The 12440-nt window shown below is 71.8% G+C and carries 12 protein-coding genes; 4 read left to right on the plus strand and 8 right to left on the minus strand.

All coding sequences use genetic code 11. From position 1 onward, the window contains the following. Positions 1 to 97: 97 nt before the first annotated feature. From ACFVJX_RS35360 to ACFVJX_RS35385, 6 genes are all read right to left on the minus strand, one after another. Entirely contained in the window at positions 98 to 1255 is a 1158-nt protein-coding gene (locus ACFVJX_RS35360) for an LLM class flavin-dependent oxidoreductase (RefSeq protein WP_384136663.1), read from the minus strand. 50 nt (positions 1256 to 1305) lie between these two features. Next, positions 1306 to 2523 (minus strand): SfnB family sulfur acquisition oxidoreductase, encoded by a 1218-nt coding sequence (locus ACFVJX_RS35365; RefSeq protein WP_384136662.1) that lies wholly within the window; start codon positions 2521 to 2523, stop codon positions 1306 to 1308. A gap of 48 nt (positions 2524 to 2571) precedes the next feature. After that, positions 2572 to 3126 carry an NADPH-dependent FMN reductase gene (gene ssuE / locus ACFVJX_RS35370; RefSeq protein ID WP_384136660.1) on the minus strand — a complete coding sequence of 185 codons (555 nt, stop codon included), beginning with the start codon at positions 3124 to 3126 and terminating at the stop codon, positions 2572 to 2574. A gap of 96 nt (positions 3127 to 3222) precedes the next feature. Continuing rightward, positions 3223 to 4440, minus strand: coding sequence for an acyl-CoA dehydrogenase family protein (locus ACFVJX_RS35375; protein WP_384136658.1), 1218 nt, complete (start codon positions 4438 to 4440; stop codon positions 3223 to 3225). A 47-nt stretch (positions 4441 to 4487) separates the two neighbouring features. Beyond that, a complete protein-coding gene (gene sfnG / locus ACFVJX_RS35380) occupies positions 4488 to 5621 on the minus strand; it encodes a dimethylsulfone monooxygenase SfnG (RefSeq protein ID WP_384136656.1) in 1134 nt (377 codons plus the stop codon). Between the two features lie 221 nt (positions 5622 to 5842). Further along, entirely contained in the window at positions 5843 to 5926 is an 84-nt protein-coding gene (locus ACFVJX_RS35385; RefSeq protein ID WP_384136667.1) for a putative leader peptide, read from the minus strand. Positions 5927 to 6078: 152 nt separating this feature from the next. Between ACFVJX_RS35385 and ACFVJX_RS35390 the strand changes: the two genes are divergently transcribed. Next, the gene (locus ACFVJX_RS35390) at positions 6079 to 7029 is read left to right on the plus strand and encodes a LysR family transcriptional regulator (protein ID WP_384136654.1); all 951 of its coding nucleotides are present in this window, start codon (positions 6079 to 6081) and stop codon (positions 7027 to 7029) included. Positions 7030 to 7050: 21 nt separating this feature from the next. On the opposite strand, the gene ACFVJX_RS35395 is transcribed toward ACFVJX_RS35390, so the two are convergent. Next, positions 7051 to 7773, minus strand: coding sequence for a VOC family protein (locus ACFVJX_RS35395; RefSeq protein ID WP_384136652.1), 723 nt, complete (start codon positions 7771 to 7773; stop codon positions 7051 to 7053). 330 nt (positions 7774 to 8103) lie between these two features. On the opposite strand from ACFVJX_RS35395, the gene ACFVJX_RS35400 reads away from it, so the two are divergent. Beyond that, positions 8104 to 8433: an SCO0607 family lipoprotein gene (locus tag ACFVJX_RS35400; RefSeq protein WP_384136650.1), complete on the plus strand. Its 330-nt coding sequence runs from the start codon at positions 8104 to 8106 to the stop codon at positions 8431 to 8433. Here the strand turns inward: ACFVJX_RS35400 and ACFVJX_RS35405 are convergent. Continuing rightward, entirely contained in the window at positions 8414 to 10042 is a 1629-nt protein-coding gene (locus ACFVJX_RS35405; RefSeq protein WP_384195403.1) for an ArnT family glycosyltransferase, read from the minus strand. The genes ACFVJX_RS35400 and ACFVJX_RS35405 overlap by 20 nt on opposite strands. Before the next feature lie 209 nt (positions 10043 to 10251). Between ACFVJX_RS35405 and ACFVJX_RS35410 the strand changes: the two genes are divergently transcribed. Both ACFVJX_RS35410 and ACFVJX_RS35415 read left to right on the plus strand, forming a co-directional pair. Beyond that, positions 10252 to 11298 carry a Gfo/Idh/MocA family protein gene (locus ACFVJX_RS35410; RefSeq protein WP_384136648.1) on the plus strand — a complete coding sequence of 349 codons (1047 nt, stop codon included), beginning with the start codon at positions 10252 to 10254 and terminating at the stop codon, positions 11296 to 11298. A gap of 1 nt (position 11299) precedes the next feature. Then, positions 11300 to 12367: a Gfo/Idh/MocA family protein gene (locus tag ACFVJX_RS35415; RefSeq protein ID WP_384136646.1), complete on the plus strand. Its 1068-nt coding sequence runs from the start codon at positions 11300 to 11302 to the stop codon at positions 12365 to 12367. The last annotated feature ends 73 nt before the right edge of the window (positions 12368 to 12440 follow it).

The following is a 12440-nucleotide window of genomic DNA, read 5'->3' on the forward strand; positions in this document are numbered from 1 at the left end:
GGCCGCGACCGCTACGCGTATCCCGCGGGCCGGGCCGCGCCGCCGTCCGGGGGCCCGGGGGGGCGGGCCCCGCCCCCCACGGCATCGGCTGCGCCCGTCAGCTTGCCCTGCTCGTTCCCGCGAACGGCACGGTGGTTCCGGGGGACTCCGTGGACCCGGCGGGATGGGCCCACAAACCCCGCTGACCGAGGAGGGGCAGAACACCTTCGCCGAACCAGTACGCCTCCTCGACGTGGGGATGACCGGACAGGACGAACTCGTCGATACCCAGCCGGTGGTACTCGGTGATCCGCTCGGCGACCTCCGCGTGGCTGCCGACCAGCGCGGTGCCCGCACCGCCGCGGACCAGGCCGATGCCGGCCCAGAGGTTGGGGGAGATCTCCAGATCGGAGCTGCTGCCGCGGTGGAGGGCGAGCATCCGGCGCTGGCCCTCGGACTCGCTGCGGGCCAGGCCCGCCTGGATGGCCCGTACGGCCGCCGGGTCGAAGCCCTCCAGAAGGCGTCCGGCCTCGGCCCAGGCCTGCTGGGAGGTGTCGCGGGTGATGACGTGGAGTCTGATCCCGAAGCGCACGGAGCGCCCCCGGGCGGCGGCGAGGCCCCGGATCCAGGCGATCTTCTCGGCTACGGCCGACGGAGGTTCACCCCACGTCAGGTAGACGTCGCTGTGCTCGGCCGCCACCTCGCCGGCGGCCGGCGAGGACCCGCCGAAGTAGATCTCGGGCACGGGGTCGGGCAGACGGCCGAGCCGGGCGCCCTCCACCCGGAGGTGTTCGCCGTCCAGGCCGACGGTCCTGCCCTCCCACAGCTCCCGCACGATCCGGAGGAACTCGCCGGTACGGGCGTAGCGGGCGTCCTTGGCCAGGAAGTCGCCGTAGGCCCGCTGTTCGTGGCTCTCGCCGCCGGTGACGACGTTCAGGAGCAGCCGCCCTCCGGTGTGCCGTTGGAACGTCGCCGCCATCTGCGCGCCCAGGGTCGGGGAGAGGAAGCCGGGCCGGAAGGCGACGAGGAACTTGAGCCGTTCGGTCTCCCGGGCGAGCATCGCGGTGGTGAGCCAGGCGTCCTCGCACCAGGCGCCGGTGGGAGTGAGGGCCCCCACGAAACCGAGCTGTTCGGCGGCGCGGGCGATCTGGGTGAGGTAGCCGAGCGTCGCCGGCCGGTCGCCGCCGGCGCTGCCCGCCGGGAGCCCGTGGCCGCCGCCCACGACATGGCGGCTGTCGCCGTAGGTGGGCAGGAACCAGTGGAAGGTCAGGGCCATCGAGGACTCCCGGGTCGTGAGGCTGATCGGAGTGAAAGGGCAGGAGCAGGTCAGAGCAGGCCGTGGCGCGGAGGCCTGGTGCCGTTGAGGACATGGCGGCCGATGTGCTGGATCTTCCAGCGGGCCGGGTCGTGCAGGGTGTGGGTACGGGCGTCGCGCCAGTGCCGGTTCAGGTTGAGGGAGCCGAGTGCGGCGCGGGTGCCGGAGACTTCGAACAGGGCGCCGCCGATCTCCACGGCCGCGCCACCGGCGAAGGCCTTGGCCGCCGCGACGGCGATCGAGGCCTCCGCGGCCGTGTCGTCCGTGAGGTCGGCCGCCGCCGAGTCCACGGCGCGCGCTGCCGCGGACAGCAGCGCCTCCGCGGCTCGCAGCCGGACGGAGAGCTCACCGAAGCGCTGGATCAGCAGCGGGTCCTCGGCCGCGGTGTCCACTCCGCTCTCGAACCAGGGGCGGCTCTTGGTCCGTACGAAGTCGACTGCCTCGGACAGGGCCCCGGAGGCGATCCCGACATCGATTGCTGCGTGCAGCAACTGGGCGACAGCGCCGTGCAGTTGGGGGCCGGTGAAGGTCAGATGGTGCGGGACGACCCGGTCGGCGGCGACGGGAACGGCGTCCAGGCGCACGGTTCCGCTGGCGGTGGTGCGCTGGCCCATGCCGTCCCAGTCGTCGATCACGCTCACCCCGGCCGCGCCGGCCGGGACGTAGGCGACGTGCAGGGTGTCGTCCTCGGCCCGGACCAGGACCGGGATCCAGTCGGCGAACAGGGCGCCGGTGCAGTACTGCTTGACGCCGTCGATCCGGAATGCGCCGTCCGAGACCCTGGTCAGCCTGGTCCGGATGTCCTGGACGTGTTTGGTTCCGGCCTCCGACTGGGCGTTCCCGAAGCGGCGCCCCGCCAGTAGCTCGGCGAAGAAGAACGCCTGCTGCGCCGCGGTGCCCTGGCGCCGCAGCACATTGACGTAAGCGAAGTGGCTCTGCGGGATCTGGGCGAGGCTGGCGTCCGCGGCCGCCAGCAGCCGGAACACCTCGGCCAGGGTCTCCGCCCGGACGTCCGCGCCGCCGTGCTCGGCGGGAACGGTGATGCCCAGCAGCCCGGAGGCGGAGAGCAGTTCGACTTCGGCTCGGGGCAGGCGACGGGAGGCGTCCCGGTCCGCGGCCCCGGTGCGGAACCGCTCGGCCAGGCGGGCGGCCACGGTGAGCGCCTCGGCGTCGTCGGCGATGTGACGGGGGACCGGGCGGGCCGGTGCGGTGGTGGCGGGGGCGGACATCTGGGTTCCTCCGGGGGAGCGGGCGGCTGTGGTGGGGCTGTCGCCGGGTCAGCCTGCGGCGGTGAGCAGGGGGTCCCGTCCGAGGGCGGCGGAGAACTGGTCCACGATCGGGCCGAGCGACTTCGCGGTCCCCGGCTCCAGCGCGACGTCGCCGTTCGGAGCGACGCCGATGTGCCGGTCCAGGACGAACCAGCCCTGGACGATGTGGGCGGCGCCCATCGACGACAGCACCGGCCGCAACGCGTAGTCGATGGCCAGGACGTGGGCGGTGGAGCCGCCGGTGGCCAGTGGAAGCACGGTCTTGCCGGCCAGCGCGTACTGGGGCAGCAGGTCGAGCAGCGACTTGAGCAGTCCCGAGTACGCGGCCTTGTAGACCGGGGTTCCGACGACGATCCCGTCGGCCCGCGCGAACAGTTCCGCGGCCCCGACGATCGCCGGGTGGCCGAAGTCGGCACCGAGCAGGGCCTCCGGCGGCAGGGTGCGGACGTCCAGCGGGACGACGCTGTGGCCCTGGCCGGTCAGCCGGCGGTCCAGATGGCGCAGCAGCCGGGCGGTACGGGAGGTGGCGGAGGGGCTTCCGGAGACGGAGAGAACGGTGGCCACGGGTCCTCGATTCGGTGGTGGGCGTGCGGGTCCGGTCGGGCCCCGGCACCGCGAGGCCCCGTCCCGCCGGGGAGCGGGGCCTCGCGGCGCGGGCGGTCAGGAGTACCAGGTGGGTTCGGGCAGCTCCGACGTGAGGACGTGGCGGCCCACCTCGCGGCGCTTGTAGGCCACCGGGTCGTGCAGGGTGTGGGTGCGGACGTTGCGCCAGAAGCGGTCCAGGCCCTCGGACGAGGCGGTGGCGCGGGCGCCGGTGACCTCGAAGATCTTGCCGGTGATCTCCAGGGCGACCTCGGTGGCGCGGGCCTTTGCGGCGGCCACCCGGACCTCGAACTCCCCACGGGCCCGCTCGGTGACGGCGTCGGGGTCGTCGTGCAGCAGCTGGCCCTCCCGGGCAACGGCGTCGGCCAGGGCCTCGGCCGCCCAGAGCTTGGCGGTCAGATCGCCGTAGATGTCGAGGACGTAGGGCTCGTCCACCGCCTGCTCGTAGCCACCGTGCAGCCAGGAGCGCGACTTGGTGCGGGTGTAGGTGGCGGCGGTCTCCAGCGCGCCCGCGGCGATGCCCAGGTAGAAGCTGACGAAGACGAGCTGGATGGTGGGGACGTTGAGCGTGTTGTAGACGCGCGGCCGGAACCGCTTGTCCACGTATCCGGCGGCGGACGCCCACGGGGTGCGTACGCCGTCGATGGTGACGCTGCCGCTCTCGGTCAGCCGCTGCCCGATGTTGTCCCAGTCGTCGTGGAAGGTCAGCCCCTCGCTGTCCGAGGGGACGATCGCGAAGACGTGCTGGTCGGTGCCTTCCAGGATCCCTTCGAGCACGGTGACATCGGAGACCTTGCTGCCGGTGGAGAAGGTCTTCCGCCCCGTGAAGACCAGGTCGTCGCCGTCCTCCGTGACGGTGACGTCGCTGTCACGCGGGTTGACCGCGCCGCCGAAGAACCACTGCTCGCGGGCGGCCTCGGCCTCGACGGACTCCCACTGCTCGCGCGTGGCCACCAGACGTGCCGCCCAGTTCCACAGGTAGTGGTAGCCGAGGAGTTGGCCGATGGAGCCGTCGGCCTTGGCGACCTCGCGGACCACCCGGTAGGCCGTGGTCCAGTCCTGGCCGGCTCCGCCGTGCTCGGCCGGGCCGAGCAGCGTGACCAGCCCGGAGTCCTTCAGCAGCCGGATCTCCGCGTACGGGGTCGCGCCCGCCTTCTCACGGGCGACGGCGTCGGTGGCCAGGACGGCGGCGACCTCGGCGGCCCGCTCGATCCAGCCCGCGGTGTCCTGCGGCGCGGGGTTGTTCTTCCACGGGGCGGTGACGGTGGTGCTCATGGGATTGCCTCTCGATCGTGGTGTCGCACAGGGTGGGTGAGGAGATGTCAGCCGAGGGCGGCGACGGCCTCGTCCCGGCCGGCCGGTTGCTGTGCCTCGAGTTCGCGGACCAGGGGCAGGACCCGGTCGCCGAAGTACTCGACTTCCTCCAGGTAGTGCAGGAAACCCAGCAGCAGCAGATCGACGCCGCGCCGTTTGTAGGCGACGATGCGTTCGGCGATCTGCTCGGGCGTGCCGATGAGGCCGGTCCGGAAGCCGTCGTTGTACTGGACGAGGTCCTCGAACGTGGAGTCCTGCCACATGCCCTTGTGGTCAGCGGTCGACCGCCCGGCCTGCTTCACCGCGGCACCGAAGCCGTGCACGGCGTCCGTGTCGGCCTTGGCGACGATCTCGCGGAGGGTGTCCCGGGCCTCGGCCTCGGTGTCCCGGGCGATCAGGAAGGCGTTGAGACCGAAGCGGGGGGCCGGACGGCCGGCCGCCCGGGCCGAGGCGTGGACGTCATCGATCTGCTCGGTGACTCCGTCGAAGTCCTTGCCGTTGGAGAAGTACCAGTCCGAGACGCGTCCGGCCATGGCCCGCGCCGCGGAGGAGTTGCCGCCCTGGAAGATCTCCGGATGCGGCCGCTCAGGGGTGTTGAGCGGCTTGGGCTTGAGCGAGAAGTCACGGATCCGGTAGAAGTCGCCGGCCTGCTCCACATGGTCCTCGGTCCAGATGGCACGCAGCGCCCGGATGAACTCCTCCGAGCGGCGGTAGCGTTCGTCGTGCTCCAGCCACGGCTCGCCCAGCGCGGTGAACTCGTCCTTGAACCAGCCGCTGACCACGTTCACCGCGAAGCGGCCGTTCGACAGGTGGTCGGCGGTCGCGCCGAGCTTGGCCAGCACGCCCGGCTGCCACAGCCCGGGATGGACCGCGGCGATGACCTTCAGCCGTTCGGTGGCCAGCAGCAGTGCAAGGCTGAAACTGGTCGACTCGTGCTGGTACTCGGCGCCGTAACTGGCCATGTACCGCACCTGGCTGAGGGCGTACTCGAAGCCGTTGTTCTCGGCGAGCACCGCGAGTTCGCGGTTGTAGTCGTAGCCCCAGTCGGTGCGCTGCTCGATCCGGCTGGTGACCAGGCCGCCGCTGACGTTGGGCACCCAGTACGCGAAGCGCACGGGGTCGGCGGAGGGTGGAACGGACATGGTGACTCCCGGTACGGAGATACGGAGACAAAGAGAGAAAGGGGGGCGTTGCGGAACGCGAAACGGCGGACCGGGCCACGACGGACCGGGGCGCGAGCCGGCCCGGTGCCGGTTCAGGGCAGCACGGGGCACGGGCAGGGCCCGGGAAACGTCAGCGGCAACGACCGCGGCCCGGAAGACTCACAGGCACGCGGATCGGACGGGGTGGAGCGGGCCGCGTCTCAGACGGCGCAACAACAGAAGGCGCTTGCAACGCGGGCGAGGTCGATGTGCCGCCTCCGCGTGAAGCCCTGTCGCGCGCTCATGAGAACTGCTTTCAGCAGGTGGATGACACGGCTTGTGCCGCCCCAGCAGACTAGCCAGGCCTTCCGCTCCAGGTCGAGTAGGCAATGGCGAGGGGCTGATAGGGTTTCCCTTTCACTCTCTGCTCCCTCCCTGGTCAGGACGTGGAACCGCCATGCGGATCGAACAGCTGGAGTACATCGAGGCCGTGACCCGGCTGGGCTCCCTGCGGCGGGCGGCCGAGGAACTTCACCTCTCCCAGCCGGCGCTGAGCGAGACGGTGCGCAATCTCGAACGCGAACTGGGCGTCGACGTCCTGGACCGGCGGCGTTCCGGTGCGACGATCAGTGAGCGCGGCCGGGAACTGCTTCCGCTCATCATCGGCGTCCTCGACGCCGTCGACCGGCTCCGCCGGGCCGCCGACGACCAGCACCACACCACTCGGATGCTGCGCCTCGGCACGGTCAACGCGGCCACCGTTCCACTGCTGGTGCCCACCATCCGGGAGTTCCGGGCGACCCATCCGGTGACGCAGGTCGAGGTCGTGGGCGCGCAGCAGGCGGAGATCCACCGCGGCATCCAGGAGGGCGGCCTGGACCTCGGGCTCGTCAACTACCTTCAGGGAGACGACCTGCCTCCCGACTTCCACAGCACCGCTCTCCTCAGCGGCCGCCCTGTGGTCTGTCTGCGCCCGGACAGCCGGCTCGCGGCGCTGAGCACCGTGGGCGTGGCCGACCTGCTCACCGAGCCCCTGATCGTGATGCGGTCCGGCTACCTGATGCACCGCTATGTGCACCGGCTGCTCGCCGGCCGGACCCCGTCCTTCTCGTACTCGACCGACGGCGCGGAGATGGGCAAGCTCATGGTCGCCGAAGGGCTCGGAGTCACCGTGCTGCCGGACTTCAGCGTCGTCGACGACCCGCTCGAACGGGCCGGTGCGATCGTCCACCGCCCGATCGACGACGCGACCACCCGGATCCTGCTGGTGCTTCAGCGCAGCCGCTCGGGATCGGTGCCGCCCGCGGCCCGGGAGCTCCACCGGATCTTCGCCCGACAGGCTGCCGAGTACCAGGCACGGGCGGAGGACGGCGCATACCTCGGCACGCGGCCGGACGCCTCGTCCTGACGGGTCATGAACAGGGCGACGCTACCCGCGTGCCAGCACACAGAACTCGTTGCCGTCGGGATCGGTCATCACCACCCGGTCGTCGTTCCGGCCGGCCCCGGTACGCCTCGCCCCCAGCGAGACCAGCCGCTCGATCTCCGCCTGCCGGTCCTCGTGAGCGGGCGCGGCGAGGTCGAAGCGGACCCGGTCCCGGCCCGTCCTCGGCATCAGCGGAGGACCGCCCCAGGTGAGCTTCGGGCCGCCGTGCGGTGAGCGGATCGCCGTCTCCTGGTCCTGGTCCCAGACCAGGGGCCAACCGAGGGCCTGGCTCCAGAAGTACCCGACCTCCCGCGAACCGTCGCAGGCCAGCGCCCCTACGAATCCGCAGTCGGCAAGGAAGTTGTTTCCCGGCCCGATGACGCAGAACTCGTTGCCGTCGGGGTCTGCGAGCACCACGTGCCCCTCATCGGGGCGTTGGCCGATGTCGATGTGTCGTGCGCCGAGCTCCAGCCCCCTGGCCACCGTCCGCTGCTGGTCCTCCGGGGACGTGCTCGTCAGATCGAGGTGCATCCGGTTCTGGCCGGCCTTCTCCTCCCGGCCCGGCCGGAACCCGATCCGGAACCCCGTGTCGTCGTTCGGCAGGATCGTCGCCGATCCGTCCTGCGGGCCTCCGGCCGACTCCCAGCCCAGGAGCCCGGACCAGAACTCCGCCAGACGCGCTGGACGGCTCGAATCGAAGCAGACGGCGAACAGTTGAGAAGTCATATACCCGTGCATCTCCGAATCGCTGCCTGCTGCCCGCTGCTCGATGCCCGGCAGCCGTCAGCCGGCTGGAGGGGCCGCCGCCGGCTCCATGAAGGGGCAGCGTAAGGGAGAGTCGCTGCGACCCGCCACGCGAATTCCGGCAGGACGGGCCCCGTGCATGAGCGAGGAGGCTCTCCTCGCTCTGCTCATCGCGACTGGTTCCTGAGGCAGGGGGCAGGGGGCTCACTGCGCGACACGGTTTCGGATTGCCGTTTGAGTACGCGTACTCATGATCGAGACGGGGGGCCGGGGCAGAGTTGCAGTGAAATCGATCAACGAGGAGAGCTCAGCATGCGCAAGTCTGTTCGCCCCCGCAGGACCTCGTCCGGCAACCGGTACGGTCGCTCCGCCTCGATCCTCGCGCTCACCGCCGCGTCGATGGCCTTCGCCATCACGGGCTGCTCGCAGGAGGACGCGACCTGCGGCGGCGGTGAGTATCCGGTGCTGAACGTCGGGTCGACCGGCAGCGCCTGCGTCTCCGACGATGACGAGCCCCCGGCGGGCTACACCCGCTATCCGGAGGGCAAGGTGCCCGAGCACGTGGGCGACAAGTGGGACACGTACTGGCAGACCCACACGGTCGACAAGAACGGAAAGATCATCAAGGCTCCGAAGGACTGAGCCGGCCGAGGGTGTGTTCCGCCTTCGGTTCGTCCGTATCCCGGCGCTCCCTGGTCCCGGCGGTGACGAAGCCACCGGGGGCCGGGCGCCTCCGACACCTGCCGGAGGCGGTCGGAGAGCCGGCCCGGCCGGGGTGAGGCGCTATCGCACGGGCGGGCTCGGGCGCGTCGGCCCGTCCGGCGGCTGGGCGGGGGAGCGTTGCGGCCGGGGGCCGACGGCGGTCAGGGCAGCGGCCACCGCGGCGGCGATGCCGCAGATGAGTAAGGCGTTGCTGGATCCGCTGCCCATTCGCGCGCCTTCTCCCGGGGCCGTGACAGGCGTAGTTGCGCAGTTCGGGCCACATCTCGCCCCAGGGGCGACGGGGTCCGGTGCAGACGTAGACGTGGCCGCCCCATTCGATGTTGTGCACGCCGCTGGGGTTGGAGAGGTCGGCGGCCACGCGGACGTGCCGGAAATACCGGCGCAGGTGCGCGGCGTAGCCGGGGGCGGAGTCCGGACCGGGGGGATGGCCACCACGGTCGTGGCCCGTGGGTTGCCGGGGCCCCACCACCAGTTGGTGTTCTGGGCACCGACGGCGGTGGGCAGCCCGGCGCCACGGTTGGCCCAGTTCGTTGACGGCTCCGGCCTCGCTGTAGTCCGCCGCGAAGATCACCGCGTTCGCACGCTGCCCGGCCGGAAGCCCGGTCCACACCTGCCGGACGGTGCCGACCACTTGGGGCCGGCCGAGGGTCTCCCCGGACGTCGGGTCGACGCCGTACGCCCAGGCCGTGGTGGAGGCCGGCAGTACCGGCAGCGCGATCACCGCGGACAGTGTGGCCGAGAGGGCGGTCGCGATCACCAGGCGGCGCATGCGTTCCGGGTGGCTGCGGGAGTGCAGCCAGGCGTCGAGCCCCACCGCCCCGGCCGCCAGCAGGCACACGTACAGGCCGGCCAGGTAGTAGGCCTGTGCTCCGGTCGTCACGGCGAAGAGGACGAACAGCACGGCGTAAGCGATCACCAGGCAGCGCCACAGCGGCCGGCCGGACCGCCACGGGAACCGTGGGCCGGCCATCCACAGCAGCACCATCGCCACGCAGGAGATGCCGAGCCGGCCCATGTTCCAGGTGGGTATGTTCCCCGGACCGCCGTTCTCCCCGTTCAGCGCCCGCGTCATCTCGAACATCGCCCAGCCGTGCCGAGACTGCCACCACAGGTCGGGCAGCACGATGAGTACGGCGAGCGCCGCGCCCCTGAGCAGCCGGAGGCCGGCCACCGTCCGGCGGGCCGGGCCGATCAGCACCGCGGCCAGGAGAACGGCGCCGAAGACCCCCGCGAGGTGGTTGAACTCGGCGCCGATGCCGACCAGGGCACCCGCGGCGAACCACCACCGCGTGTCGCCGGTGCGGCCGATCCGTACGACGACGAGGGCGATGGCCGCCCATGCCGGCATTTCGTACGACGTCGTGTTGGCGACATGCGCACTGCCCAGCAGCACGGGCATCGTGCCCGTCGCGATCGCAGCCAGCAGCTGCGCCCGCCCCGGCCGTCCGCCCCGCGTCCGTCGTGTCCGCCGTTCCCGCCCCCGGGGACTCGGCCCTCGGCCGGTCGGCGTGGCCGGGGCGTCCCGGATGCGGCCCGGGACGCTCGCACCCTACGCATCCGATCCCGTGCGGTGAAGCGCGCCCCGCCGTTCGACGCTACCCGGCGTGGACCCGGAAGGCAGGCAACAGGCCTTGTCCGCAAGGGCGTTGCGAGGAGGGCGATATCAGGGTGTTCATTCGATGACATCAGACATAAGATGTCTGATGTCCATCTTGATCGTCGAGTGAGGAGTCGTGGATGAGCCCCGCCCCAGTGCCCGGAGGCAACAGATCGCAAGGTCGCGGAGAGCGGGGGAGCGAGCACCGGGTGGCCGTCATCGGCGCGGGCGCCATCGCCCGTGATCACGTCACCGCGTTCGCCGCCGTGCCAGGACTGCGGCTGGCGCACGTCGTGGACCGGCATCCCGACCGGGCCGCCGCACTGGCGGCCCTCGCCGAGGGCGCCACCTGGTCCACCGATCCGTCGACCGCATGGTCCGACGGCATCGACGTCACCGCCGTGTGCACCTCTCCCGAGTCGCACGCCGACCTCTCCGTGGCGGCACTCGAAGCAGGCCGTGCGGTCCTGCTGGAGAAGCCGGCCGCGCTGAACGTGGCCGACACGGACCGGATCCTCGCAGCCGCGAAGACAGCCGGCCGGCCCCTGCTCGTGGCCCAGACCGCCCGGTTCCAGCCCGTCCACCTGGAGATCGCCCGGGCGGTCGCCGAGGGCTCGATCGGCACGCCGAGGCTGGCCCACCTGACCTGGTACACCGGGCACGTCTGGCCCGGAGGCTGGCGGGGCTGGCAGCTCGACTCCGCCCGCTCCGGAGGCCATGTCGCCCACAACGGCGTACACGCGCTGGACCTGCTGACCTGGCTCATGGACGACGAACCGGTACGGGTCTTCGCCCGCCCCTGCCGCACCTGGGCCTCCGGCATGCCGACCCCGGACAGCTTCCAGATCCTCGTACGCTTCGCGGGCGGCGCCCTCGCCACCATCGAACTCTGTTACGCACTCGTCCAACGCGGCACGTTCGTCCGCCGGCTCATGCTCTCCGGCACCAGCGGAACCCTGCACCACAGCAGCGAGAGCGAGCCGCGGGCGCACTCCGCGTCGCCCGTCGCCCCCGCATCGATCGAGGGGGCGATGACCGAGCAGACCAGGCACCTGCGCGACGTACTCGACGGTGCCGCCACCCCGCTGACCGCACCCCACCAGGTCCGGGCCGCGCTCGCCGCCGCCCTGGCGGCCCAGCTCAGTGCCGACGAAGGCCGCCCCGTCGACGTCAAGGAGGTCTGCTGACATGAGAATCCTCATCGCATCCGGGGTCCGGCACGCCCGTGACTACGTGCCGCTGCTCCGGTCCCTGCCCGGCATCGAGGTCATCGGCTGCGCCGACACGGCCGACAGCCCCTTCGCCGACGACAGCGCCGCTCTCGCGCGTACGACGGGCATCCCGCTGCTCGATCTGGACCAGGGGCTGGCCTCCTGCGACATCGCCCTCGTGTGCAGTGAGCCCGCACGACACGTCGACCTGGCGGTGAGAGCGCTCGAAGCCGGCTGCCATGTGCTCGTCGATAAACCCGCCGCGACGGACACCCTCGGCGCGCAGCGCCTGTGGGACGCCGCGGACCGCTCGCGGGGGCTGCTCACCGCCGTGCACCGGCTCTACTCCCCGCAGATCGCCCGCGCCCGTCGCATCGTGGACTCCGGTGCGATCGGTCTGCCGCTGGCCGTCGACGCCGAGTGGCTCGCGGCCGGCGGTCTGGACGGAGCCACCGTCGAGCGCCCCGAACTCGTCTGCGATCCGGCACTGTCCGGAGGTGGGGAGCTGATGAATTTCGGGTGGTATCCGGTACTGGCGATCCGTCATCTGACCGGTCTGGAGGTGGAGGAGGTCGTGGCCTTCAGCAGCGGCGCACCGCACGCACCGCTCTTCGACGGTCCGCACGCCGCCTATGGCGTCGAGGACGCGGCGGTCCTCTCGCTCCGCCTGCGCAACGCGGTGGTGGCGACAGCCACCGTGGCCCGCACACCCGCCGGTGTCGGCCCGGCCCCCGTCTCGTCCAGCCTGCGCGTGCTCGGCTCGCACGGCCACGTACTCGCCGACGAGGACGCCCCATCGGTCTCCGTACGCGGAGCCGACGGCGACAGCGTTTCGCGGCAGGTCGGCGGACCGGCCGGTGTGACGGCCCTGCGGCACCTGTTCACCGAGTTCTGCGACGACATCCGCTACGGCCGCACCCCGTTGGTGACCGCCGCGGACATCCATGCGACCGTGGCGGTGGTCGAGGCCGCACTGCGTTCGGCGCGCGAGAACGGAGCTCCTGTCGCCCCGGCAGCCCGCGTGGTCCCGGCCGACGTGGGCTGACGCGACGGCACCGCCCAGCAGCCGTGGCCGCACACGGGAACGCGCAGGCTTCGAAGCCGAATCGCTTCGAAGC

Origin of the sequence: Streptomyces sp. NPDC127177 (genome assembly GCF_042672475.1) — a bacterium.
Classification (GTDB): domain Bacteria; phylum Actinomycetota; class Actinomycetes; order Streptomycetales; family Streptomycetaceae; genus Streptomyces.

Excerpts from the sequence above, each read along its gene's own strand:
- ACFVJX_RS35360 (WP_384136663.1), bottom strand. The coding sequence starts at position 1,255 with ATGGCCCTGACCTTCCACTGGTTCCTGCCCACCTACGGCGACAGCCGC.
- ACFVJX_RS35365 (WP_384136662.1), bottom strand. The coding sequence starts at position 2,523 with ATGTCCGCCCCCGCCACCACCGCACCGGCCCGCCCGGTCCCCCGTCAC.
- ACFVJX_RS35375 (WP_384136658.1), bottom strand. The coding sequence starts at position 4,440 with ATGAGCACCACCGTCACCGCCCCGTGGAAGAACAACCCCGCGCCGCAG.
- sfnG (WP_384136656.1), bottom strand. The coding sequence starts at position 5,621 with ATGTCCGTTCCACCCTCCGCCGACCCCGTGCGCTTCGCGTACTGGGTG.
- ACFVJX_RS35385 (WP_384136667.1), bottom strand. The coding sequence starts at position 5,926 with ATGAGCGCGCGACAGGGCTTCACGCGGAGGCGGCACATCGACCTCGCC.
- ACFVJX_RS35390 (WP_384136654.1), top strand. The coding sequence starts at position 6,079 with ATGCGGATCGAACAGCTGGAGTACATCGAGGCCGTGACCCGGCTGGGC.
- ACFVJX_RS35395 (WP_384136652.1), bottom strand. The coding sequence starts at position 7,773 with ATGACTTCTCAACTGTTCGCCGTCTGCTTCGATTCGAGCCGTCCAGCG.
- ACFVJX_RS35400 (WP_384136650.1), top strand. The coding sequence starts at position 8,104 with ATGCGCAAGTCTGTTCGCCCCCGCAGGACCTCGTCCGGCAACCGGTAC.
- ACFVJX_RS35410 (WP_384136648.1), top strand. The coding sequence starts at position 10,252 with ATGAGCCCCGCCCCAGTGCCCGGAGGCAACAGATCGCAAGGTCGCGGA.
- ACFVJX_RS35415 (WP_384136646.1), top strand. The coding sequence starts at position 11,300 with ATGAGAATCCTCATCGCATCCGGGGTCCGGCACGCCCGTGACTACGTG.